Consider the following 22,853-nt stretch of genomic DNA (forward strand, 5'->3'; position numbering starts at 1 on the left):
ACGCGGGGCGGAAACATGATGTATGATGCATCATAATGACGAGCCAATTCATCTCCACGGACGAAGCCGCGCACGCCGCCGGGCGGCTGGGGCATGGCGGCACGGCCAGCGTGCTGGCGAGCGAGCGGGACCAGACCTTCCGGCTGGACACGCCCGCCGGCCAGCGCCTCGTGCTGAAGATCTGCCATCCTGACGAAGACCCGGCGATGATCGGCTTTCAGCTCGGCGCCATGCGGCATCTCGCCGCCGTGGCGCCGGGCCTGCCGGTGCCGCAGGTGCATGGGGCGGCGCCGCTGCACTACCATGACGGCACCACGCGGCTCACCGCGCTGCTCTCCTGGCTCGACGGCGCGCCCCTGCACGCGCATCAGGGCGGGGCGGCGCAGGCGCGGGCGCTAGGGGCGCTGATGGCGCGCATCGGGCTGGCGCTGCGCGCGATGCCCGCGCCGGAACCCGCCCCCTATCAGTTTTGGGATATCGCCAACCTGCCGGATATCCGCCCGCGTTTGGCGGTGCTGGATGCCGAGGTGCGGGCGGCGGTGGAGCCCGTGCTGGCCGAATTCGCCGCGCATACCGGCCCGGCTTTGGCGGCGCTGCCCCGGCAGGTGCTGCATAATGATTTCAATCCCTACAACATCTTCGTGGACGCCGCCGATCCGGCGCGGATCACGGGGGTGATCGATTTCGGCGATATCGCGGTCACGGCGCGGGTGAATGATCTGGCCATCGCGCTCTCCTACCGCCTGCCGCATGCGGCGCTGCGTCCCACCATCGGCCCCTGGCTGGCGGCATATGACGAGGCTTGGCCGCTCTCCGCCGCCGAGCGCGATCTGCTGCCGCATCTCATCCGCGCGCGCATGGCGATGACGGTGACCTTCTCCGCCTGGCGGGCCAGGCTGCACCCCGAAAACGCCGCCTATCTGCTGCGCTTCCACCATCCCGCGCGCGCGGCCCTGGCGGCCCCGGCGCCCAGTTTCGAGGAGATGACCCGATGGACAGTGACCTGATCGCCAAGCGCAAGGCGCTGCTCGCCCCCTCCTACCGGCTGTTTTACGACGACCCGGTGCATCCGGTGCGCGGCGAGGGGGCGTATCTCTTTGGCGCGGATGGCAAGCGCTATCTCGACGCCTATAACAACGTGGTCCCGGCAGGGCATTGCCATCCGCGCATCGTCGAGGCGGTAGCGAGGCAGACGGCGACGCTGAACACCCATACGCGCTATCTGCACGAGGGGATCCTGGACTACGCCGAGGCGCTGCTCGCGACCTTCCCCAAGCCGCTCGGGCAGGTGACGTTCACCTGCACCGGCTCCGAGGCGAATGATCTCGCCATCCGCATCGCGCGCTATGTGACGGGCGGCACCGGCATCATCGTCACCGAAAACGCCTATCACGGCGTCACCGCCACGGTGGCCGAGATCTCACCCTCGCTGGGGCCGAGCATGCCACTGGGGCCGCATGTGCGCACCGTGCCCGCGCCGGGTGTGGGGGTGGATTTCGCCGCCGGGGTGCGCGCGGCCATCGCCGACCTGCTGCGCCACGGCATCAAGCCCGCGCTGCTGGTGGTGGACACGATCTTCTCCTCCGATGGCGTGGCGGCCGATCCGCCGGGCTTCCTGGCGCCCGCGGTGGCGGCGATGCACGAGGCGGGCGGGCTGTTCCTGGCCGATGAGGTGCAGCCGGGCTTCGGCCGCACCGGGGCGGCGATGTGGGGCTTCATGCGCCATGGCGTGGCGCCAGATCTGGTCTCGCTGGGCAAGCCGATGGGCAATGGCTACCCGGTGGCGGGGCTGGTGGCGCGGCCCGAGGTGATCGCCGAGTTCGGCGCCAAGATCCGCTATTTCAACACCTTCGGCGGCAATCCGGTGGCGATGGCGGCGGCGCGGGCGACGCTGGCGGTGATTCAGGACGAAAGGCTGATGGAGAACGCCGCCGCCACGGGCGCGTATCTGGCCGCCGGGCTGGCGGCTCATGGCCGGGTGCGCGGGGCGGGGCTGTTCATCGGGCTGGAACTGCCCGGCGCTGCCCTCGCCGCGCGGGTGGTGAACGGCATGCGCCGGCGCTGCGTGCTGATCAGCGCCTCCGGGCCGGGGAATAACGTGCTGAAGATCAGGCCGCCGCTGGTGTTTGGCCGGACCGAGGCCGATCTGCTGCTGGCCGCGCTCCAGGAGTCGCTGGCCGATGGATGAGCTGGCGCCGCTGGCGCGCGAGACGCTGAGCGAGACCGCCTACGCCACGCTCTGCGCGGCGCTGATGCAGGGGCGCTTCAAGCCCGGCGAGCGGCTGAAGATCCGCGCGCTGGCCGCGCAGCTGCACACCAGCGTGACCCCGGTGCGCGACGCCATTCTGCGCCTGGCGCAGGATGAGGCGCTGGTGTTCCGCTCGCCGCGCGACATCCGCATTCCGCGCGTGGCCGGGGCGCGGTATATGGAAATCCGCGCGATCAGGCTGCGGCTGGAGGGGCTGGCCGCCGAGGAAGCGGCGAACCACGCCAATGCGGCGGATATTGACGGGCTGGCGGCGCTGCTGGCGCGCCACGAGGCGGCGATGCGCGCGGGCGACTGGCTGGAGGGCATGCGCGCCAACCAGGCATTTCATTTCCGCCTCGCCGAAATCGGGCGTATGCCTGTGCTGGGTGCTGTGTTGCAAAAACTCTGGCTGCAAATGGGGCCGCTGATCGCGGAAGCCTATATCGAGAGCGGGCGGGCGATGATCGACCATCATTACCCGGTGCTGTCGGCGATCAAGGCGCATGATCCGGTGGCGGCGGCGAAGGCTATCCAAGACGATATCATACAGGGCGGCGCGGGCATCATGGCTCATGCGCTGGCCCGCGCGGAGGAGGAATAGACATGTCCGAAACCCAACCCGTGATGCTGCTCACCGGCGCCAGCCGGGGCATCGGCCACGCCACGGTGAAGCTGTTCCAGGAGCGCGGTTGGCGGCTGCTCACCGTGTCGCGCCAGCCCTTCTCGCCGCTCTGCCGTTGGCAGAACGCGCGGGAAAGCCATGTCCAGGCCGATCTCGGCGATCTCGCCTCGATCCCGGCGCTGGCCGCCGAGGTGCGCGGGCGCCTCGCCGATGGCAAGCTGCATGCCCTGGTCAACAATGCCGGCATCTCGCCCAAGGGGCCGAACGGCCAGCGCCTGGGGGTGATGGCGTCGGATGCCGCGCTCTGGACGCAGGTGCTGAACGTGAATCTCATCTCCACCGCGCTGCTGGTGCGTGAGCTGATGCCGGAGCTGGAGCGCGCGGGCGGCTCGATCGTGAATGTCACCTCCATCGCCGGGTCGCGCGTGCATCCCTTCGCCGGGGTGGCTTATGCGGCCTCCAAGGCGGCGCTGGCGGCGCTGACGCGCGAGATGGCGCATGAATTCGGCGGCCGCGGTGTGCGCACCAACGCCATCGCGCCGGGCGAGATCGACACCGCCATTCTCTCGGCGGGCACCGATGCGCTGGTCGCCGCCGAGGTGCCGATGAAGCGGCTGGGCACGCCGCGCGAGGTGGCGGAGACCATCTATTACCTCTGCACCCCGGCATCGTCTTATGTGAACGGCGCGGAGATTCACATCAATGGCGGCCAGCACGTGTGAGCCTGCGCGCCGCCGCCCTGGTTGCGCGAAATCAATGATCCCGCCGCCGGGCCGGGGTATTGGCGTTGCTCGTCTCCCGCCGCCCCTGGCGCGAGGTGATCAACAATGAGGAGCGTTGACCATGAGCGAAGCCCAAGCCCAACGGAGCGCGATGCCCCGGCTGAACGAGCCGGCGCCCGAATTCGACACCAAGACGACACATGGCCCGCGGAAGCTCTCCGACTATAAGGGCAAATGGCTGGTCCTGTTTTCGCACCCGGCCGATTTCACCCCGGTTTGCACCACCGAGTTTGTCGCCTTCTCCAAAGCTCATCCGCGCTTCCAGGCGATGAATTGCGAGTTGCTGGGCCTCTCGATCGACAGCAATTTCGCGCATATCGCCTGGGCGCGGAGCATTGAGCAGAATTTCGGCGTCAAGGTGCCGTTCCCGATCATCGAGGATCTCTCGATGAAAGTGGCGCATGCCTATGGCATGATCCAGCCGGGGGCGAGCGACACCTCCGCCGTGCGCGCGACCTTCTTCATCGACCCCGACAGCAAGCTGCGGGCAATGGTGTATTACCCGATGAGCAATGGCCGAAGCATCGAGGAGTTCCTCCGCCTGCTCGAAGCGCTGCAAACCAGCGACAAGCACGGCGTGGCCACGCCCGAGGCCTGGAAAGCCGGCGAGAAGGTGATCGTGCCGCCGCCGCAAACGCAGGCCGCCGCCGAAGCCCGCAAGGGCGAGGGGTATGACTACACCGACTGGTATTTCTCGAAGAAGGCTCTGTAACAGCGGGACCGCACGGGGCTGCGGCGGCGCGGGGAAAGTCCGTGCCGCCGCTTTTTTGGCTTGACATGGAGTTTTTTTGGCATATTTTAGATATATCGAAAATGTGTCGGTAAGAACCGTTCATTTGGTGCGAACCCTCGCGGGTTATCCGCCCCGGCCCATTTCTGTTTATGGAGAATCCCCTTATGCATGATTTCAACACCGTTCTTCCGCGCCCTGGCCGGCACGGGGGTGGCGCATCCGCTTTCACGGACGCGGCGCGCATGTCCCACCGGGCGGCGCATGTCGCACGGATGCGCGCGGCGATGGTCCGTAATGTGCCGGGGGCGCTGACCCCCGCCGAGCGCGAGGATCTGCTGCTGATGCGCGAGGAGGAGAAGATCGCCCGCGATGTCTATGTCCGTTTGAATGAACGCTGGGGCTTGCGGCCCTTCGCCAATATCAGCGGCTCCGAGCAGGCGCACATGGATATGATGCTGGCCCTGCTTGAGCATTTCGGCCTGCCTGATCCGGTGAAAAACCTTGGGGCTGGAGAATTTCACGCTCCCGCCTTGCGGCAACTTCACGACGAATTTCTGGAAAAAGGGCTGCGAAGCCGCGAAGACGCGGTGCAGGTCGGGCTGCTGATCGAGGAACTCGACATCGCCGATTTGCAAAAAGCCAAGAGCCGGGTGGAGAAGCCTGAAATTCGCGCGGTGTATGAGGAGCTGGAGCGCGGCTCGCGCAACCATATGCGCGCCTTTTATCGCTGGAAGCAGCATTTGGGCATTGGCTACCAGGCCGCGCATCTGCCGCAAGCGGAGCTGGAGCGCATCGCCCTCTCAGAGCATGAAAGCTGCGCCTGATGCGCCCCGTTGCCTCAGCCTGGGCTGAGCTGCGCTCAGCCGGGCAGGGGGCAGGCATCCGGGTGCAGCGGCGGCGCTTGCTTGCTCCAGAGCGTGGCGCCGTCTGGCCCGGCCAGGGCGATCACCGGCTGACCGGGCGGAAACCGCCCCCAGCTTAGCCGCTCCAGAGTCTCGCCGCCGATGCGCAGCGCCCCGGACAGCACCAGCAATTCCAGCCCGCGCGCATCGCCGAGCGTCACCGCCGCGCCGGGGGCGAGCGTCTCCATCCGCACCTCCTCATGCCCATCGGCGAATAGCCGTGTGGCGCGGGTCACGCCGGGCCGGGCGGGTAGCGCCTCGCCCTCGCCGGGCTGGCGCACGATCGGCGCCTGATCAAGGGCGCGGAATTGCCAGAGCCGGACGAAAATCGTGCAGCCCGCGCGCGAGGCGGGAATATGCGAGGTGCCTGGCGGGTTGCGGAAATAGCTCCCGGCCGGATAATCGCCATGCTCGTCTTGAAACACGCCGTCGACCACCAGGATCTCCTCGCCCCCGCCATGCACATGGCGCGGAAACACGCTGCCCGGCGCGTAGCGCACGATCGAGGTGGCCCGCGCCACCTCGCCGCCGATGCGGAACAGCATGCGCCGCTCCACCCCCGGGGCCGGGCTCGGTACCCAGCCGAGCGCCGCCGCATGCACGATCACGGGCTGCGAAAAATCGTCGTTCAGGCGCATCTCACGGATCTCCCTTGGCGTTACCGGCGCGTCGCTGGAGTTCGGCCACGGCGCGCATCGCCGCCTCCACCGCGCCGGCCAGATAGCCGGGCTCGACCGGGCTGGTCTCGCTGCCCGCCATGAGCAGGCGCGCGGCCCACGCGCCCTCCACCCAGTTGCGCGTGCCGCCGGCGGGGTGGCCGCCGGCGATCTGGTCGGCGGTGGTCGCCGTGAGCGGGTCGGCGGCCCAGTCCTTGAACAGCGTGGCGCGCGGCGCGCCGGCCTCGGGCCCGAACAGCAGCGCCAGCTGCTGCACGCAGGCGGCGGTGAGCGCGGCCTCGCCCGCGGCCGCCCGCCCTGCCGGGGGCACGCCGAGAAACCCAAACAGCGCCGCCTGGCCGGAACTGCTGGTTGCGTCGTGGATCTCCACCATCGGCCCGGCCATGCTTTGCGCGGTGCCCGAGAGCCCCGCCGCGCGCCAGAAGGGGCGGTCATAAAGCGCGAGGAATTTCGCGTGCGGGGCCATCCAGGTGGGGGTGTCGCGCCAGAGTCGGGTGGTGGCGGCGGGCAGCGCGGGGGAGAACGCCACCGTCTCCTCCAGCAGCCGTGGTGGCAGCGCCAGCAGGGCGTGCGCGCCGGCCACGCGCCGCGTCGTCCCCTCCGGCCCGGAGACCGTTGCCTCCACCCCCTGCTCGTGCAGGCGCAGCGCCGTCACCCGCGCGCCCAGATGCAGGCATGGCCCCGGCACCGCCCCGGCCAGCGCCGCGATCAGCGCCCCGGTGCCGCCCGCCAGGCGCATCGATTGCGGCTCCTGGGGATAGCCCTGGTAGCGCTGCGGCGCCTCGCGCGACATGCGGTGGAAGATCACATCGCCCGCGCCGTGCTGCGCGAAACTCGGCAGCCCCAGCCCCGCGATGAACGCGCCGAGGCGCGGCTGCGTCTGTGGCCAGAACCAGGAGGGGCCGAGATCGATGCCCTCGGCGGTGAGGATGCGCCCGCCCAGCCGGTCCCGCGCCTCGAATAGCGCGAAGCTGTGGCCGGATTGGTGCAGCAGATGCGCCGCCGTCAGCCCGGCGAGGCCGCCGCCGATGATGAGAACAGGATGATTCATTTCAAACCGCCGAATTGCCGCCATCGACCGGCAAAGCCACGCCGGTGATGAACGATGCCTCGTCGGAGGCCAGGAATGCGATGGCCGCCGCCACATCCTCCGGCCGCCCGAGCCGCCCGAGCGGGATCGCCTCCGCCATCTCGGCCAGCCGCGCCGCGCTGCCCGACGCCTCGGCGCGCAGCATCGCGGTGTCGGTGTCGCCGGGGCAGACCGCATTCACCCGCACGCCCTGGCGCGCATGGTCTTTCGCCATCGAGCGGGTGAGCTGCACGATGGCGCCCTTGCTGGTGCCATAGGCCAAAGCCTGCTCCGCCGCGACCAGCCCCCAATCGGAGGCGACGTTGACGATGGCGCCGCCCCCGTGCGCGGTCATCAGCCCCAGCGCCGCGCGCGAGAGGCGGAACACGGCGGTGACATTGACGCGCATGGTCTGCTCCCATTGCTCATCGGTGCAGTGCGTGGCGTCGCCCTTGAACAAGATGCCCGCGTTGTTGACGAGAATGTCCAGCCGCCCATGAAGCTCGCGGGCCCAGCCGATCAGCCGCGCGGGCGTCTCGGGCGCCGCGATATCGGCGGCTAAAAAGGCGCCGCCGAGTTCCGCCGCCAGCGCCTCGCCCGCCGCCGCGTTGCGCCCGGTGAGCAATACCTGCGCCCCCCGCGCCGCGAAAATCCGCGCCGTGGCCATCCCGATTCCCGCCGTGGCGCCGGTGATCAGCACGATTTTTCCTGTCAGCATGAATGGCTCCGTGTTCGTCACGCCGCGCGGTACATGAAGATATCCATCCGGCGCCCGCGCAGCCGGGTTTCCACCAGCTTGGCGCCGCCGACATAATCGCCGGGATGGGCGGCGAGCGGGTGGCCCGGATCATTCCCCCAGATTTCCTTGAGCGTCGTCGCGTTGGGCTCGAAAAACACCACCGCGCCGCCCGCGCGCACCACGCGCAACGCCTCGCTGAACACGCGCGCGCGCTCGGCCTCGTCCACATGGTGCAGCACACCGAAGAAGAACACCGCGGCGAAGCGTTCGTCAGCAAACGGCATCGCGCTGGCGTTGAAGGCCTGGAACCGGATGCGTGTGGCCACACCCACGGCGGCGGCGTTGGCCGCCCAATCCTTGCGCGCATATTGCGTGGTGTCGGTGTCCGGCTCGCCGGTCAGTACCTCGAAGCCGCGCATCGCCAGGAAGATGGCGAAATTACCAACCCCGGTGCCGACATCGAGCACCTCGGCGCCGGCGGGCAGGTGCAATTCGTCCAGCACCATCTGGCCGTCCGCCGCGATATGTTCGAACACCGCGCCGAGATGCGTCACCGCGCTTTGCAATTCCATCGTGTTGTCCCTTTGCTCTTGCGATTTGCGACTGCCGTTTGGGCTATGGGGGGCTGTCATTGGCCCGAATCTTTGGCGGCCAGCGCGCCGAAGGCCGACCAGTCCAGCGCCTCGCCGCCATTGGCCAGCAGGGTGAGGAAACGGTCGCGGACTAGGCTGGCGAGCGGCAGCGGCACGTTCAGCGCCTCGGCCGCGGTGAGCACGAGGCGGATATCCTTCTGCCCCAGCGGCGCGGCGAAGCCGGGCGGCTCGAAGTTCCGCTCGACCAGCAGATTGCCATAGGTCTTGTAGACGGGGGCGTTGAACAGGCTGGAGGTGAGCAGGTCGAGATAGGCGCGCTGATCGACGCCGCCCTTGCCGACCAGGGCGAGCGCCTCGCCCAGCGCCTCGATGACCGAGGCGATGAGGAAATTGCCGCTCAGCTTCACCAGATTGGCCCGCGCCGGGGTGTCGCTCATCACGAAGCTGCGCTGGCCGAGCACATCGAACAGCGGTTGCAGCCGGGCGAGATCGGCCTCGGCCCCGGCGGCGGCGATGAACAGCTTGGCCGCGGCGGCGGCATCGGGCCGGCCAAATACCGGGGCGGAGACGAAGCGCTGCCCGGCGGCTTCATGCGCGGCGGTGAGCGCCTCGGCCAGGGCGACGCTGATCGTGCTGCAGGAGACATGGATGGCCCCGCGCGGCAGATGCGCCAGCACCCCGTCCGGCCCGTGCAGCACGGCCTCCAGCGCGGCGTCGTTGGCGAGCATGGTGAACACCACCTCCTGGCCCGCGGCGGCCGCGCCCGGCGTGGCGGCCAGCGGCGCGCCCAGCCCCGCCGCCTTGCCCGGCGTGCGGTTATACAACGTCACCTCATGCCCGGCCCGGATGAGATTGGCGGCCATGCCATGGCCCATCTGCCCCAGGCCGAGAAAACCGATCTTCATGCTGCGTGACTCCAACCCGATGAAAACGTGACGCAATGGTGGGGAGCCGGACCGGGTTGCGCAAGTCAGGCGCGCGGGGCGTCCGGCAATAAAAAGCCGAGTGCCTCGGCGCAGGGCTGCTCGACCTTGCCGCAGAGCAGCGGGTCGGCGCGGGTGCGGCCGAGATTGATGGCGGCGATCGGCTTGCCCGCCTGCGCCGCCGCGCGCACGAAACGGAAACCCGAATAGACCATGAGCGAGGAACCGACGACCAGCACCGCGTCAGCCTGCGCCAGATGCGTTTGCGCGGCCTCGACCCGCGCCGGCGGCACGTTTTCACCGAAGAACACGACATCAGGTTTCAGCACGCCGCCGCAGCGCGGGCAGGGCGGCACGGCGAAGGCGGAGAGATCGGCGGCGTCGAGGTCGGCGTCGCCGTCCGGTGCGGCGGGCGCCTCCAGCCCGGCCCAGGCCGGGTTGAGCCGCTCCAGCTCATGCTGGAAGACGGCGCGCCGCAGCTCATGGGCACAGCCGGTGCAGCGCACGACATCGAGCCGCCCGTGCAGGTCGATCACCCGCGCGCTGCCTGCCGCCTGGTGCAGCCGGTCGACATTCTGAGTCAGCAGCACCTCCACCTTGCCGCGTTGCTCCAGCCGGGCAAGCGCCTGATGCGCCGCGTTGGGGCGGGCGCGGCCGAAGCGCGGCCAGCCGACCAGGCTGCGCGCCCAATAGCGCTGGCGGGTGGCGTGCGTGCCCATGAAGGCCTGGTAGGTGACCGGCGGTACGCGCTTCCAGTTGCCGTCGGTGTCGCGGTAATCCGGTATCCCCGAGACCGTGCTGCACCCCGCCCCGGTGAGCACGAATAACCGCTGGTGGCGTTCGATAAAGGTTTCCAGCCCGCTGAATGGGGTCATGGGCGTAGCTTAACGCCGCCCGCCCCGCCCGCCCAGAGGCCGGGCGCGGGCTTCAAACCGCGGCGGCGGAGCATTCCGGTCAGTGCGTTTGCGCCTTCGGCGTGGCTTGGCGCAGCTGGGTGAGGGCGGCGCGCACGCGCGGCTGCAATCCTTCGCCCCCGGCGTCGAGATACGCGAAAATCTGCGCCAGCATCCGCTTTTCCCAAAAGCTTTTGAGGTGATCGGCGATCGCCGCCTCGGCCTCGTCATCAGGGCGGTTGGCGAAGAACTGGGCGATCTGATTGGCCATGCGGACCAGCTTTTCAGGCGACATGACTGGCGACCTCGTAAAGAATGCGGTGAGGATGGGTGAAAACCTCAAACCCGTCGGCGCGGGCGATGGCGATGAGCGTGATGCCCGCGGCTTCGGCGGCGCGGATGGCGAGCGCCGAGGGCACCGAGATGGCGGCCAGAACCGGCACGCCCATGCGCGCGGCTTTTTGCACGAGCTCGATCGACAGGCGCGAACTCATCACCACCACGCCATTCTCGGCACTCTCGCCCGCGCGCGCCAGTGCGCCTGCGAGTTTGTCGAGCGCGTTGTGGCGGCCGACATCCTCGCGCACCAGGGGCGGTAACGCCGGATCGCGGAAAAACGCGGCGGCATGCACCGCGCGGGTCTCGCGGTTGAGCGGCTGATAGTCGTTGAGCGCCGCCACCATGGCGGACAGCGCGGCGGCATTGATCGTGTAAGGCGATGCCACCTTGGGCAGCGGGCGCAACGCCTCATCGAGTTGCGCGATGCCGCACAGCCCGCACCCCACCGGCCCGGCACCGAAACGGTGGCGGTTGCGCACGGCTTCGGGCAGTCCCGCTTTCAGCATCATCCGGCATTCTATGCCCTCGCCCAGTGGCGCGATCTCAAGCGCGGAGATTTCATCGGCATGCGCTACGATGCCTTCTGACAGCGCGAAGCCGATGGCGAAATCCTCAAGATCGCTTGGCGTCGCCATCATCACGCCGAAGCCGGTGAAGTCGAAACTGAAGGCCACAGGCGTTTCCTCGGGCACGGCGCGGGTGAGGGGCGTGGCCCGCCCGGCCCGCACCGCGAGAGCGGAAACCCGCGCCGCCGGTTCCGGCAGATCGCTCATTCAGCCGCCTCAATGCGCCGCGCCTTGTCGCCATGGGCCTGGTGTTTCACCTGCCAGTCCGAGGGGCCGTTGGAACGCGCGACCTGCACCGCCGTCACCTTGTATTCCGGACAATTCGTCGCCCAATCGGAATTATCGGTGGTGACGACATTGGCCTGGGTGAGCGGGTGGTGGAAGGTGGTGTACACCACGCCCGGCGCCACGCGGTCCGTCACCTTGGCGCGCAGGCTCGTCTCGCCCGCACGTGAGGCGAGGCGCACCCAATCGCCGTCGCGGATGCCACGATCCTCGGCGTCATGCGGGTGGATTTCCAGCAGATCCTCCTCGTGCCACATCACATTCTCGGTGCGCCGGGTCTGCGCGCCCACGTTATACTGGCTGAGGATGCGCCCAGTGGTGAGCAGCAGCGGATAGCGCGGGCCGGTCTTCTCGTCGGTGGCGATATAGTCGGTGACGACGAACTTGCCCTTGCCGCGCACGAAACCGCCAATATGCATGATCGGCGTGCCCTCGGGCGCCTTATCGTTGCACGGCCATTGCACCGAGCCTTTTTCTTCCAGCAGAGCGTAGGAGACATGCGCGAAGGATGGCGTGGTGCGGGCGATCTCGTCCATGATCTCGCCCGGGTGCGCGTAGTTCATCGCAAACCCCAGCGCGTTGGCGAGCATCTGGGTGATTTCCCAATCCTGATAGCCGTTGCGCGGGCTCATCACCTTGCGCACGCGCTGGATGCGCCGCTCGGCGTTGGTGAAGGTGCCGTCCTTTTCCAAAAACGTCGAGCCGGGCAGGAACACATGCGCGAAATTCGCGGTCTCGTTCAGGAACAAATCCTGCACCACCACGCATTCCATTACCGACAGCCCCTTGGTGATGTGCTGCGTGTCGGGGTCGGATTGCGCGATATCCTCGCCCTGGATGTAGATTGCCTTGAAGCTGCCATCGATCGCGGCGTCGAGCATGTTAGGGATGCGCAGGCCCGGATCGGGCGAGAGCGTGACACCCCATTCGCGCTCGAAGATGCCGCGCGTGGTATCATCCGCGACATGCCGGTAGCCGGGAAATTCGTGCGGGAAGCTGCCCATATCGCAACTGCCCTGCACGTTGTTTTGCCCGCGCAGCGGGTTGATGCCCACGCCCGGCCGCCCGACATTGCCGGTAGCCATGGCGAGGTTGGCGATGGCGATCACCGTGGTGGAGCCCTGGCTGTGCTCGGTCACGCCCAGCCCGTAATAGATCGCGCCATTGCGCGCCTGGGCATAGAGCCGGGCGGCGGCGCGCACCGTGGCCGCGGGCACGCCGGTCACGGCCTCCACCGCCTCCGGGCTATGGCTGGGCGCGGAAATGAACGCCGCCCACTCGGCGTATTCATCCCACTCGCAGCGTTCGCGGATATAGGCCTCATCGGCCAGCCCCTCGGTGACGATGACATGCGAGATGGCGTTGACGACGGCGACATTGGTGCCTGGCCGCAGCGGCAAATGATACGCGGCTTCGACATGCGGGGTGCGCACCAGATCGATGCGGCGCGGATCGACGACGATCAGCTTCGCCCCCTGCCGCAGCCGCGCCTTCAGGCGCGAGCCGAACACCGGATGCGCGTCGGTGGGGTTGGCGCCGATCAGCATGATCACATCGGCATCCATCACGCTGTCGAAATCCTGCGTCCCGGCGGAGGTGCCGAGGGTCATCTTCAGCCCGTAGCCGGTGGGCGAGTGGCAGACGCGCGCGCAGGTATCGACATTGTTGTTGTGGAAGCCGGCGCGGACGAGTTTCTGCACCAGATAGGTTTCCTCATTGGTGCAGCGCGAGGAGGTGATGCCACCGACGGAATCCACGCCGTATTTCGCTTGGATGCGCCTGAACTCGGTGGCGACATGCGCGATCGCCTCCTCCCAGCTCACCTCGCGCCAGGGCTCAGTGATGGAGGCGCGCAGCATCGGCTTGGTGATGCGGTCCTTATGCGTGGCATAGCCCCAGGCGAAGCGTCCCTTGACGCAGGAATGGCCATGATTGGCGAGGCCGTCCTTATACGGCACCATGCGGACCAGCTCCTCGCCGCGCATCTCGGCCTTAAACGCGCAGCCCACGCCGCAATAGGCGCAGGTGGTCACGGCGGAATGTTCCGGCTGGCCGGCTTCCACAACCGAGGTCTCGATCAGCGTCGCGGTGGGGCAGGCCTGCACGCAGGCGCCGCAGGAGACGCATTCGGAGCCGAGGAACGCCTCATCCATCCCGGCCGAGACCTTGGAGCCAAAGCCCGACCCCGCGATGGTGAGCGCAAATGTGCCCTGGATTTCCTCGCAGGCGCGCACGCAGCGCGAGCAGACAATGCATTTCGACGGGTCGAATTGGAAATACGGGTTGGAAAGATCTTTCTTGGCGTCAAGATGCGTGGCGATGTCGGTGCCGTAGCGCACCTCGCGCAGCCCCACTGCCCCGGCCATGTCCTGCAACTCGCAATCGCCATTGGCGGCGCAAGTCAGGCAGTCGAGCGGGTGGTCGGAGATATACAGCTCCATCACCCCCCGGCGCAGCTTGGCCAGCCGCTCATTTTGCGTATGCACCACCATGCCCGGCGCCACCGGCGTGGTGCAAGAGGCCGGCGTCCCCGCGCGGCCTTCGATTTCCACAAGGCATAGCCGGCAAGAGCCGAAACTCTCCAGCGAGTCGGTAGCGCAGAGCTTGGGGATTTGCGTGCCCAGCAGCATCGCCGCGCGCATCACGGAGGTGCCTTCGGGCACGGTCACGCTCACGCCATCGATGCTCAGCGTCACCGCCGTGGTAGCGGCGCTGGCCTTGGTGCCGTAATCGGTTTCCTTGATCAGACCCATGTTCCGCTCCTCAGGCCAGCGCCGCCGCGTGCGGGGTCAGGCCGAAATCCTCGGGGAAGAGTTTCAGCGCGCTCATCACCGGATAGGGCGTGAAGCCGCCCAGCGCGCAGAGCGAGCCGAATTTCATCGTCTCGCACAGATCCTCGAGCAAGGCCGCGTTTTCGGCGCGGCGCTCGCCGCGGATGATCTTGTCCAGCACCTCGGCGCCGCGGATGGAGCCGAGGCGGCAGGGCGTGCATTTGCCGCAGGATTCATGCGCGCAGAAGGCCATGGCGAAGCGCGCCATCCGGGCCATGTTCACGCGGTCGTCGAACAGCACCAGCCCGCCATGGCCGATCAGCCCGCCCTGGGCGGCGAAGGCTTCGTAATCATAAACCGTGCCGAATTGGTGCGGGGCGAAATAGGCGCCGAGAGGCCCGCCCGCCTGCACCGCGCGCAGCGCCCGGCCCGAGGCGGTGCCACCACCGATCTCCTCGACCAACTCGCCCAGCGTGATGCCGAAGGCCGTCTCGAACAGCCCGCCATGGCGGACATTGCCAGCGAGCTGCACCGGCATGGTGCCGCGCGAGCGACCCGTGCCGAAGCTGGCATAGGCCTCCGCGCCCTCGGCCATGATAAAGGGCAGGGTGGCCAGCGAGAGCACGTTATTCACCACCGTCGGCCGCCCGAACAGGCCGTGCAGCGCCGGGATCGGCGGCTTGGCCCGCACCATGCCACGCTTGCCCTCCAGGCTGTCGAGCAGCGCGGTCTCCTCGCCGCAGACATAGGCGCCAGCCCCCACCCGCACCTCCAGGCTGAAGCCGGGTAGCTGGCCCGCCCGCTCAGCCAGCGCGATGGCGGCGCGGAGGGTTTCGATCGCTTGCGGATATTCGGAGCGCAGATACACATAGCCGCGCGCGGCGCCCACGGCCTGCCCCGCGATCGCCATGCCTTCGATCAGGCAGAACGGATCGGCCTCGATCAGCAGCCGGTCGGCGAAGGTGCCGGAATCGCCCTCATCGGCGTTGCAGACGATATATTTGTGGTCAGCCTCGGCCTTGCGCACCGTCTCCAGCTTCACCCCGGTCGGAAAGCCCGCGCCGCCGCGCCCGCGCAGGCCAGAGGCGGTGATCTGCGCACACACCGCGGCGGGGCCGATCTCGCGCGCGCGGGCCAGCCCTTTGAAGCCGCCATGCGCCTCATAATCAGCCAGCGAGAGCGGGTCGGTGAGGCCGCAGCGGGCGAAGGTCAGGCGCGTCTGCCGGGCGAGGAAGGGGATCTGGTCCACAAGCCCGAGCGCCTTGGGGTGGCGCGCCAAATCCGGGCCGAACAGCCCCGGCACATCCTCCACCTGCGTCGGGCCGAAGCCGAGTCGGCCTTGCGGGGTCTCGATCTCCACCAGCGGTTCCAGCCAGAACAAGCCGCGCGAGCCGTTGCGGATGAGCGTGACCGCCACGCCGCGCTTGGCGGCTTCGGCCTGGATGGCGGCGGCCAGAGCCTCACCGCCCAGGGCCAGGGTGGTGGCGTCGCGGGGCAAATAAATGCGCATCATGCCAGCGCCTCCCGCACCAGCGCGTCGAGCCCGGCCTCGCTCAGCCGGGCGCGGGGCGCGCCGTCCAGCATCGCGTTCGGTCCGCAGGCGCACAGCCCCAGGCAATACACCGGCTCGACCGTCAGCCTTCCATCCGCCGTGGCCTCGCCCCAGCCCAGACCCAGCCGGGCTAGCAGCGCCTCCGCATGCGCCTCGCCGCCCATCGCCTGGCAGGCCTCGGCCCGGCAGATTTTCAGCACATGCCGCGCCGGGGGCGCGGTGCGGAAATCATGGTAGAAAGAGACCACGCCATAGACATCGGCGCGGGTGACGTTCAGCGCCTGCGCGACCAAGTGCATCGCGTCTTCGGAGATAAAGCCAAGCGCCGCCTGCAAATCATGCAGAATGGGCAGGAGCGGGCCTTCCGTTCCCTTGTGGCGGGCAACAATATCGTCAACCAGACTGGGATCCCAGTCTTGGGGCGGGGTGCTTTGGTTCATGGACGTGCGGACACTCTGTTTATGCCATTACACCTTACCACATTTGGGGATGCGGCGGGGAAAGACAACAGCAAAAATGCACCCCGCCGCAATGGCGGCGAACCCGCCCATTGCAATCAAAAGCGCGGACACTAACTCCCCCATGCCATGCCATGCCATGCCATGCCATGCCATGCCATGCCATGCCATGCCCAGCCGGGCTGGTGACGCGCCCGGCTGGGCCGACCAACTAATCGTTAGAGCTTGCTCGGATAAAAACATAATTCATTGGAGGAGTGTTTAATGAACGATTGGCTGCAACCCTCCGCCCTGGCGGCGGCGATGATGGAGGCTGGGACCAAGAAGGCCCGGCTCAACAAGGGCGTGATTTTACTGACGGGCGGGCTCTCTGGCATGATGCTCGGCTTCACCACCACCTTGTTCGTGTCCGCCCTGGTCGCGACCGATAATTCCGTTGTCGCGGCGCTGTTCTTCCCGGTCGGCTTCATCATGCTGGTGCTGCTGGGGCTGGAGCTGTTCACCGGCAATGCCGCGCTGCTGCCTTATGCCATGCTGGCAAAACGGCTGAGCTTCGGGGAGGTCCTGAGCGCCCTGATCACGGTGTATATCGGCAACCTGCTCGGCAGCCTGCTTTACGCGGTGATTTTCGCCGCCGCCAACACGCATCTGTTCGCTGACGCGCCTGACGCCGTGGGAGCCAAGATCGCCGCCATCGCCGGGCTGAAAACACTGGCTTATGCGAAGCTTGGCGCGGCCGGGTGGGGCACCGCCTTCCTCAAGGGGATTTTGTGCAATTGGATGGTGAGTCTGGGCGCGGTGATGGCGATGGTGACGCGCTCCACCATTGGCAAGATCGTGGCGATGTTCCTGCCGATCATGGCCTTCGTGGCCCAGGGCTTCGAGCACTGCGTGGTGAATATGTTCGTCATCCCCTGCGGCATGCTGCTCGGCGCGCCCGTTTCCATCTCGCAATGGTGGATCTGGAACGAAATTCCGGTGACACTGGGCAATATCGTCGGCGCCGGGCTGTTCACCGCCGCGGGGCTGTATTTCGCCTTCGGGCGCACCGCGCGCGAGGACATCCCCGACGCCGTTCCGGCCGAATGAGCGGGCCGTCCGAGGCGGCCATCTGGCTGCCTCGGGTTTTTGTGCGGCCAGCGGGGGCGGACGAGAAAGATTTGCGCAACGGGGCGGATTGCCTATCCTCGCACGCCATGCGCGCGTAAACCTCGTGATATCCGCCAGGGGAAAATTGATGTTCAGATTGATCCGCTTCGCGTCTCTCACCCCGGTCCCCTGGCGCAATGGCGGCGGCCGCACCTGGGAATACGCCGTCCACCCGCCCGGCGCGGGCTTCGAGGATTTCGCCTGGCGGGCCAGCCGCGCCGAAATCCGCGCCGAGGGGCCGTTTTCCAGTTTCACGGGCATCGACCGCACTTTGACCACGCTCGATGGCGCGGCGCTCGAATTGGAGACGCCCGAGGCGCGGCTGCGTCTCGACGCCAGCAGCGCCCCGTTCTCCTTCCCGGGGGAACTCCCCGTGCATGGCCGGCCGGTGGGCGGCGTCTCCTTCGACTTCAACGCCATGACCCGCCGCGGCGCCTGGCGGCATGAGGCCCGGCGCGTCAACCTCGCCGCCGGCGAGACATTGCGGACCACGGCGGACGCGCATCTCCTGCTGGCGGAAACCGCCTGCACCCTGATTATATCCGGCCAGCGTGAAACACTCACCCCGATGGACGCGCTGCTCGCCGACACGCCGCTCGCCATAACGCTGGAAAGCCCGGCAAGCGCGCGCCTACTCTCCATCGCCTATTCCGCGTGCAGCGGCTGATCGCGGTCAGGGGTGCGTCTGGCTGACGGGGCGGCGCAAACTGCGCGTCTGCCGTATTATGGTGCGGGTGGGGGGACTCGAACCCCCACAGGCCAAAGGCCCAACGGATTTTAAGTCCGGTGCGTCTACCATTCCGCCACACCCGCGCCGCTTCTCCCCTAACCCGGAGCCGCCGCGCCGGGCAATAACCCGTTGACCAGCCACGGCGGTACTTGGCAGCAACACGCCATGCCCCGCGCCAAGCCGACTCCCTCGAAACCCACCCCCAAGGCCAAGCCGCCGCTCGCGCTTCATCTGCGCCGCGCCTGGGCGGTGGCGCGGCTGCTCATCATCGGCGCCATCTGGGGCGGGCTGGCGCTGTTCCTGGCCGATCTCTGGTTCACCTGGGACATGCCGAACCCCGCCACGGCCGTCACCACGCCGCGCCGCCCGGCCATTTTGCTGCTCGACCCCGCGGGCCAGCTCGCCGCCCGGTTTGGCGACGCCTCGGGCCGGGTGGTGCTGCCCTCGACCCTGCCGCCCTATGTCCCCGCCGCCTTCATCGCCATCGAAGACCGCCGCTTTTACCAGCACGGCCCGTTCGACCTCGAGGGCATCGCCCGCGCTCTGGCCTCCGACCTCATGCACCGGCGCGTCGTGCAGGGCGGCTCCACCCTCACCCAGCAAGTGGCCAAGACGCTGTTCCTCACCAACCAGCGCACGCTGCGCCGCAAGGTGCAGGAGGCCGTGCTCTCCCTCTGGCTCGCCCGCCATTACAGCCGCGACGAAATTCTCGGCATCTATCTCAACCGGGTTTACCTGGGCGAGGGCGCCTATGGGGTGGATGCCGCCGCCAGGCTCTATTTCGGTGTGCCGGCGCGCCAGCTCTCCCTGGCGCAGGCGGCGATCCTGGCGGGGCTGCCCAAGGCGCCCTCCAGCCTCAACCCGCTCACCAATGCCCAGGCCGCCGCCGCCCGCGCCACCGAGGTGCTGGACGCGATGGTCGCCACCGGGGCGATCAGCCCCGAGCAGGAAAACGCCGCCGCGGCCCAGCTCGCCGATGCCGCACAGCCGGTCTCGCGCACCTCCTGGTTCGCGCTCTGGGTGATGCAGCAGGAGAGCGCGCAGATTCCCGAAGGCGAGGACATCACCTTCGCCACTACCCTGAACCCGGCCCTGCAAGCCACCGCCCAGGCCGCGCTGGATGGCGCGATCGCCACCCAGGGCCCGGCGCTGCGCGTCTCCCAGGGCGCGGTGGTGGTGGTGGACGCGCATAGCGGCGCGGTGCGGGCGCTGATCGGCGGCGTCGGCAACCGCGAGGGCTATAACCGCGCCACCCTGGCCCGCCGCCAGACCGGCTCGGCGATCAAGCCCATCGTCTGGCTGGCCGGCCTGCGCGCGGGCATGTCGCCCTCCGACACCGTGCTCGACGCCCCGCTCTACCTGCACGGCTACCACCCGCACGACTATGAGGCGGGCTATCACGGCGAGGTTTCGATGACCGAGGCGCTGGCGGATTCGATGAACACCGCCGCCATCCGTATCCTGCTGCGCGCGGGCGGGCCCCGGCGGGTGATCGCGGTGGCCCGCCTGTTGGGGCTGAACGACAATTTCCCCGACGATGCGACCATGGCGCTGGGCACCGGCGCGGTCGGCGTGCTGCAAATGGCGGCGGCCTATGCCACGTTTTTCAATGGCGGCGAGCGGGTCACCCCCTACGGCGTCACCGCCATCAACGGCGCGCCCGCCCCGCACGCGCCGTCGGTGCCGGTGGTCGATCCCGCCCAGGCGCAGGCCGTGGCTGGGATGATGCGCGCCGTGGTCACCGGCGGCACGGGCAAGGCCGCGTTCATCCCCAGCCTCTACACCGCGGGCAAGACCGGCACGACCCAGGATTACCGCGACGCCTGGTTCATCGGCTATACCGGGGGCGACATCATCGCCGTCTGGCTGGGCAATGACGATAACAGCCCCACCAACAAGATGCTCGGCGGCACCCTCCCGGCGCAGATTTTCAAACAGGTCGCCCTGGCGCTGGGCGGCTAGATTACCGCCCCATCGCCGCGCGCATGAAGCGCTTCTTCAGCCCCGGCAGGCGCTCCACGGCGGCGAGGCCCAGGTCGCGCGCCAGCCGGATCGGCGGGAAATTGGTCGAGAACAGCCGGTCCAGCGTGTCCATGCCCATCAGCATGGCCAAGTTGATCGGCCGCCGCGCGGCCTGATAGCGGGCCAGCAGCGCGGGCGCGCCGGGGTCTTCGGCGCCGTCCAATATCCGCACCAGCGCCTCGGCATCCTGGAAGCCCAGGTTCAAGCCTTGCCCGGCGATCGGGTGCACGCCATGCGCGGCGTCGCCCACCAGCACCAGCCGCGTGTCGTAATACCGCGCCGCATATTGCGCCGAGAGCGGATACAGCCAGCGCCGCCCGGCCAGCGCGATGCGCCCTAGCCGGTTGCCGAGGCGCTTTTCCACCTCGGCCAGGAAAGGCTCATCCGGCATGGCGTAGAGTTTCTGCGCCGCCGCATCGCGCTCGGTGAACACGATGGCGGAGACGTTGGGGTGCTCCGCCGTGCCGGTCATCGGCAGCACGGCGAACGGCCCACCCGGCAGGAAATGCTCCAGCGCCACGTTATTATGCGGGCGCTCATGCGCGATGGCGAAGATGACCCCGGTCTGATGATAGGGCAGGCGAGTCAGCCCGATCCGCGCCTGCTCGCGCAGCGCCGATTTGCGGCCCTCGGCGGCCACCACCAGCTTGGCGGTGAATTCCTCCTCGCCGACGCGCAGGCGCACCTGCGCGTCGCTGCGCTCCACCAGGGCCTCGGCCGGGGCGCGCAGGGTCAGGTTGGGCGCGGTGTGCAGCGCCTGGTTCAGCGCGATGCGGATCGAGCGCGCCTCGATGATCCAGCCGAACGGGTCCTCGCCCACGTCGCGATGGTCGAAATGCAGTTTCAGCGGCGAGGGCGCGCGGCCGAGCTTGCCGTCGGTCACGTCGATATCCAGGATCGGGCAGGGGGCGTAGGGCAGCTCGTCCCAGATCCCGGCCCACTCCATCACCACCTTGCTGCCCGCGGCGATGGCATAGGCGCGGCCGTCAAAGGCCTCGTCCTCCATCGGCGTCAGATCCGCCCGGTCGACCAGGAGGACGCGCTGGCCGCGCGCGGCCAGGGCCAAAGCCAGCGTGCCGCCCACCGGGCCGGCGCCAATAATCGCGATGTCATGGGTGGTTGTCATGCCGGTAATCTAATCGCGCGGTGGCAGCGCGCCAAGCCCCAGCCCCAGCTGAGCTGGTTTTGGGCAATTTGCGCGCTTCTTCTGCCTATAAATTGCGCTTTGCCCGCCGTTGCGGCGCGATGTCATCTGGTCCCGCATATTTTTCGTGCGGCTCTAGGCTTCGGCATGGTCCTTGCTTTGTTGGTTGGTGTCACGTCAACGAGCCCTCCACAAAGTGCTCCGCCGGTCTGTCAGGCTCCAGACCATCAAAAGCGGAGAAGCATGAGGAACATAGATTCGATGAGCAAGCGATCGATATTGACGGCGGTCACGGCAGGTCTGGGGATGCTCGCCGCGGGGGCCGCGCCCGCGCTGGCGCAGAGCACCACGCCCACCCTGAATCCCGGTGACACCGCCTGGATGCTGACCTCCTCGGTGCTGGTGCTGATGATGACCGTGCCGGGCCTCGCCCTGTATTATGGCGGCCTGCTGCGCCGGAAAAACATCCTGGCCATGCTCATGCAGTGCTTCTTCGCCACCGGGCTGATCTCGGTGCTGTGGGTGATCGTCGGCTACAGCCTCGCCTTCACCGCCGGGTCCGGCCCGTTGGCGCCGTTCATTGGCGGGTTCTCGCGCGTCATGCTCAGCGGCGCCGGGCTCAACGGCCTCTCGGGCACCATCCCCGAGACGGTGTTCGCCATGTTCCAGTGCACTTTCGCCATCATCACCCCGGTGCTCATCCTGGGCGGCCCGGCTGACCGGCTGAAATTCTCCTCCGCCATGGTGTTCCTGGGCATCTGGCTGATCGCCGTGTACGCGCCCATCGCGCACATGGTCTGGGGCCCGGGCGGCTTCCTCGGCGCGGCGGGCGTGCTCGACTTCGCCGGCGGCACCGTCGTGCACATCAACTCCGCCGTGGCCGGGCTGATCGCGGCCATCATGGTCGGCAAGCGCACCGGCTATGGGCGTGACAACATGGCCCCTGGCGACCTCGCCTACACCATGACCGGTGGCGCCCTGCTGTGGGTCGGCTGGTTCGGCTTCAACGCCGGCTCCGCGCTCACCTCGGGCGGCCTCGCGGGCATGGCCATGATCAACACCCACCTCGCCACCTCGGCCGCCGTTGTCTCCTGGACGCTGGTGGAGTGGCTGGTGAAGGGCAAGCCGAGCCTGCTGGGCGCGGTCTCCGGCGCGGTGGCGGGCCTCGTCGCCATCACCCCGGCTTGCGGCTTCGTCGGCGTGCCGGGCGCGCTGGTCATTGGCCTAGCCGCGGGCGCGGTGTGCTACTGGGGCGTCACCGGCTTCAAGGGCATGTTCAAGTATGACGACGCGTTGGACGTCTGGGGCGTGCATGGCCTGGGCGGCATCCTCGGCGCGCTGCTCACCGGCGTGTTCGCGCTCAACGAGGTCGGCGGCCATGCCGGGCTGATCGAGGGCAACGCCCACCAAGTGCTGCTGCAGGCCGAGGGCATCGTCGTCACCATCCTGTACAGCGGCATCGTCTCCTTCATCGTGCTCAAGCTCATCGACCTGACCATGGGCCTGCGCGTGAGCAAGGAGGACGAGGTCGAGGGTCTGGACATCGCCCAGCACGGCGAGAAGCTCCAGCACTTCGCCTGAGCCGCGCGGCGGCGGGCATCGGGGCGGGGGGCCATGCGCCCCCCGCCTTTTTGCTGTCCGCGCCGCCGCCATGAT

General features: G+C 68.2%; 22 protein-coding genes and 1 tRNA gene. 10 read left to right on the forward strand and 13 right to left on the reverse strand.

Annotated elements, in window-relative coordinates:
- The first annotated feature begins 35 nt into the window (after window positions 1-35).
- From LI953_RS06605 to LI953_RS06630, 6 genes are all read left to right on the forward strand, one after another.
- On the forward strand, window positions 36-1,007 hold the full coding sequence (locus LI953_RS06605) for a phosphotransferase (protein WP_227075256.1): 972 nt from the start codon (window positions 36-38) through the stop codon (window positions 1,005-1,007).
- Window positions 992-2,188, forward strand: coding sequence for an aspartate aminotransferase family protein (locus tag LI953_RS06610; protein ID WP_227075257.1), 1,197 nt, complete (start codon window positions 992-994; stop codon window positions 2,186-2,188). Before LI953_RS06605 ends, LI953_RS06610 begins: the two co-directional genes overlap by 16 nt.
- Window positions 2,181-2,849, forward strand: coding sequence for a GntR family transcriptional regulator (locus tag LI953_RS06615; protein WP_227075258.1), 669 nt, complete (start codon window positions 2,181-2,183; stop codon window positions 2,847-2,849). Before LI953_RS06610 ends, LI953_RS06615 begins: the two co-directional genes overlap by 8 nt.
- A 2-nt stretch (window positions 2,850-2,851) precedes the next feature.
- On the forward strand, window positions 2,852-3,592 hold the full coding sequence (locus tag LI953_RS06620; RefSeq protein ID WP_227075259.1) for an SDR family NAD(P)-dependent oxidoreductase: 741 nt from the start codon (window positions 2,852-2,854) through the stop codon (window positions 3,590-3,592).
- A 121-nt stretch (window positions 3,593-3,713) separates the two neighbouring features.
- A complete protein-coding gene (locus LI953_RS06625) occupies window positions 3,714-4,364 on the forward strand; it encodes a peroxiredoxin (RefSeq protein WP_227075260.1) in 651 nt (216 codons plus the stop codon).
- A gap of 263 nt (window positions 4,365-4,627) precedes the next feature.
- Window positions 4,628-5,209, forward strand: coding sequence for a DUF2202 domain-containing protein (locus LI953_RS06630; protein WP_227075261.1), 582 nt, complete (start codon window positions 4,628-4,630; stop codon window positions 5,207-5,209).
- Window positions 5,210-5,244: 35 nt separating this feature from the next.
- Here the strand turns inward: LI953_RS06630 and LI953_RS06635 are convergent, their stop codons facing one another.
- The 11 genes from LI953_RS06635 to LI953_RS06685 form a co-directional block, all read right to left on the reverse strand.
- The gene (locus LI953_RS06635) at window positions 5,245-5,925 is read right to left on the reverse strand and encodes a cupin domain-containing protein (protein ID WP_227075262.1); all 681 of its coding nucleotides are present in this window, start codon (window positions 5,923-5,925) and stop codon (window positions 5,245-5,247) included.
- A 1-nt stretch (window position 5,926) separates the two neighbouring features.
- Complete coding sequence (locus LI953_RS06640; protein WP_227075263.1) at window positions 5,927-7,015, reverse strand: FAD-dependent oxidoreductase; 1,089 nt, start codon at window positions 7,013-7,015, stop codon at window positions 5,927-5,929.
- Window position 7,016: 1 nt separating this feature from the next.
- Window positions 7,017-7,751: an SDR family NAD(P)-dependent oxidoreductase gene (locus LI953_RS06645; protein ID WP_227075264.1), complete on the reverse strand. Its 735-nt coding sequence runs from the start codon at window positions 7,749-7,751 to the stop codon at window positions 7,017-7,019.
- A gap of 17 nt (window positions 7,752-7,768) precedes the next feature.
- Entirely contained in the window at window positions 7,769-8,344 is a 576-nt protein-coding gene (locus LI953_RS06650) for a class I SAM-dependent methyltransferase (protein WP_227075265.1), read from the reverse strand.
- Between the two features lie 56 nt (window positions 8,345-8,400).
- Window positions 8,401-9,270, reverse strand: coding sequence for an NAD(P)-dependent oxidoreductase (locus LI953_RS06655; RefSeq protein ID WP_227075266.1), 870 nt, complete (start codon window positions 9,268-9,270; stop codon window positions 8,401-8,403).
- 65 nt (window positions 9,271-9,335) lie between these two features.
- Window positions 9,336-10,163, reverse strand: coding sequence for an NAD-dependent protein deacetylase (locus tag LI953_RS06660; RefSeq protein WP_227075267.1), 828 nt, complete (start codon window positions 10,161-10,163; stop codon window positions 9,336-9,338).
- A 79-nt stretch (window positions 10,164-10,242) separates the two neighbouring features.
- On the reverse strand, window positions 10,243-10,476 hold the full coding sequence (locus LI953_RS06665) for a formate dehydrogenase subunit delta (protein ID WP_227075268.1): 234 nt from the start codon (window positions 10,474-10,476) through the stop codon (window positions 10,243-10,245).
- The gene (gene fdhD, locus LI953_RS06670) at window positions 10,466-11,293 is read right to left on the reverse strand and encodes a formate dehydrogenase accessory sulfurtransferase FdhD (protein WP_227075269.1); all 828 of its coding nucleotides are present in this window, start codon (window positions 11,291-11,293) and stop codon (window positions 10,466-10,468) included. The genes LI953_RS06665 and fdhD overlap by 11 nt, the downstream gene beginning before the upstream one ends.
- Window positions 11,290-14,124, reverse strand: coding sequence for a formate dehydrogenase subunit alpha (gene fdhF / locus LI953_RS06675; protein ID WP_227075270.1), 2,835 nt, complete (start codon window positions 14,122-14,124; stop codon window positions 11,290-11,292). Before fdhF ends, fdhD begins: the two co-directional genes overlap by 4 nt.
- A gap of 10 nt (window positions 14,125-14,134) precedes the next feature.
- A complete protein-coding gene (locus tag LI953_RS06680; protein ID WP_227075342.1) occupies window positions 14,135-15,652 on the reverse strand; it encodes an NADH-ubiquinone oxidoreductase-F iron-sulfur binding region domain-containing protein in 1,518 nt (505 codons plus the stop codon).
- Window positions 15,652-16,134, reverse strand: a complete 483-nt coding sequence (locus LI953_RS06685; protein WP_227075271.1) for a formate dehydrogenase subunit gamma — start codon at window positions 16,132-16,134, stop codon at window positions 15,652-15,654. Before LI953_RS06685 ends, LI953_RS06680 begins: the two co-directional genes overlap by 1 nt.
- A 282-nt stretch (window positions 16,135-16,416) precedes the next feature.
- Here LI953_RS06685 and LI953_RS06690 point away from each other — a divergent pair, with 282 nt between their 5' ends.
- Together LI953_RS06690 and LI953_RS06695 are read left to right on the forward strand one after the other, a co-directional pair.
- The gene (locus LI953_RS06690) at window positions 16,417-17,241 is read left to right on the forward strand and encodes a formate/nitrite transporter family protein (RefSeq protein WP_227075272.1); all 825 of its coding nucleotides are present in this window, start codon (window positions 16,417-16,419) and stop codon (window positions 17,239-17,241) included.
- 148 nt (window positions 17,242-17,389) lie between these two features.
- Window positions 17,390-17,968: a HutD family protein gene (locus tag LI953_RS06695; RefSeq protein WP_227075273.1), complete on the forward strand. Its 579-nt coding sequence runs from the start codon at window positions 17,390-17,392 to the stop codon at window positions 17,966-17,968.
- A gap of 59 nt (window positions 17,969-18,027) precedes the next feature.
- Here the strand turns inward: LI953_RS06695 and LI953_RS06700 are convergent.
- Window positions 18,028-18,114, reverse strand: a tRNA-Leu gene (locus LI953_RS06700).
- A gap of 82 nt (window positions 18,115-18,196) precedes the next feature.
- Here LI953_RS06700 and LI953_RS06705 point away from each other — a divergent pair.
- On the forward strand, window positions 18,197-19,993 hold the full coding sequence (locus LI953_RS06705; protein ID WP_227075274.1) for a transglycosylase domain-containing protein: 1,797 nt from the start codon (window positions 18,197-18,199) through the stop codon (window positions 19,991-19,993).
- Window position 19,994: 1 nt separating this feature from the next.
- Here LI953_RS06705 and LI953_RS06710 read toward each other — a convergent pair whose 3' ends face one another.
- Window positions 19,995-21,179, reverse strand: coding sequence for a UbiH/UbiF/VisC/COQ6 family ubiquinone biosynthesis hydroxylase (locus LI953_RS06710; RefSeq protein WP_227075275.1), 1,185 nt, complete (start codon window positions 21,177-21,179; stop codon window positions 19,995-19,997).
- A 279-nt stretch (window positions 21,180-21,458) separates the two neighbouring features.
- On the opposite strand from LI953_RS06710, the gene LI953_RS06715 reads away from it, so the two are divergent.
- Window positions 21,459-22,778: an ammonium transporter gene (locus LI953_RS06715; protein WP_227075276.1), complete on the forward strand. Its 1,320-nt coding sequence runs from the start codon at window positions 21,459-21,461 to the stop codon at window positions 22,776-22,778.
- Window positions 22,779-22,853 lie beyond the last annotated feature (75 nt).

Origin of the sequence: Acidocella sp. KAb 2-4 (assembly GCF_020567705.1) — a bacterium.
Taxonomy (GTDB): domain Bacteria; phylum Pseudomonadota; class Alphaproteobacteria; order Acetobacterales; family Acetobacteraceae; genus Acidocella.